The 369-nt window shown below is 38.2% G+C and carries 1 pseudogene; it reads left to right on the top strand.

Annotated features, from left to right (window positions below):
- Positions 1–187 (top strand): annotated as a pseudogene (locus AB4585_RS24995) (hypothetical protein); the annotation flags it as partial.
- Between the last annotated feature and the right edge of the window lie 182 nt (positions 188–369).

The following is a 369-nucleotide window of genomic DNA, read 5'->3' as shown; positions in this document are numbered from 1 at the left end:
CGCCCTTAGCTACCTGAATGATGCCAATGCCAACCTATGCGGCATCATCATTAATCAATATTCACAACAGACCTTATCCCAACAGCTATTGAACATCATTGACCAACGAAAATTCATACCATCATTAGTTAAACGAACACTTCAAAACGTCATTAAAAGCGCGCCAATACTGAATCACACCGTGTGATCACTTAAATAGTGTGAAACAAAAACTAGAAATAATGGGCGATAAAAGGAATACTAAATGTTAAGACGCTTTTTACACTCTCTTTACAAAGCCAGCCCTTTGCAACGTACAGAACAGATACAGCAAGAAAAGGAAGTCATTGTCGTGCCATCAGAACAACTTATAGATAACGCAGTTATAGA

Origin of the sequence: Vibrio sp. 10N.222.49.C9 (assembly GCF_041474985.1) — a bacterium.
Taxonomy (GTDB): Bacteria; Pseudomonadota; Gammaproteobacteria; order Enterobacterales; family Vibrionaceae; genus Vibrio; species Vibrio crassostreae_C.
Note: the sequence above shows the minus strand (reverse complement) of the source record. Positions and strands in the feature narration are given on the sequence as shown.